The organism is Methylovorus sp. MM2 (assembly GCF_001648895.1).
Lineage (GTDB): Bacteria > Pseudomonadota > Gammaproteobacteria > Burkholderiales > Methylophilaceae > MM1.
Map to the genome: position 1 here is coordinate 1 of NZ_LXUF01000010.1, position 393 is coordinate 393.

Below are 393 nucleotides of genomic sequence, written 5' to 3' on the forward strand. Positions count from 1 at the left end.
TAGCTGGTGTAAATCAAGAAACTGCCAAAGCAACAGAATTAAATAACGCAATGCACAGTCTACAAAACGGTATCAATGATGAGGCACAAACTAAACAAACTCAGAAATACCTAGATGCAGAGCCAAGTAAGAAATCAGCTTATGATCAAGCTGTAAATGCAGCCAAAGCAATTTTAACAAAAGCTAGTGGTCAAAATGTAGACAAATCAGCAGTTGAACAAGCATTACAAAATGTGAACAGTACGAAGACGGCGTTGAACGGTGATGCGAAATTAAATGAAGCTAAAGCCGCTGCGAAACAAACGTTAGGTACATTAACACACATTAATAATGCACAACGTACAGCGTTAGATAATGAAATTACACAAGCAACAAATGTTGAAGGTGTTAATA

General features: G+C 36.9%; 1 protein-coding gene. It reads left to right on the forward strand.

Features of this window, described 5'->3' with window-relative positions; translation table 11 throughout:
* On the forward strand, positions 1-393 hold a 393-nt coding region (locus A7981_RS07620), incomplete at both ends, for a GA module-containing protein (protein ID WP_131800951.1).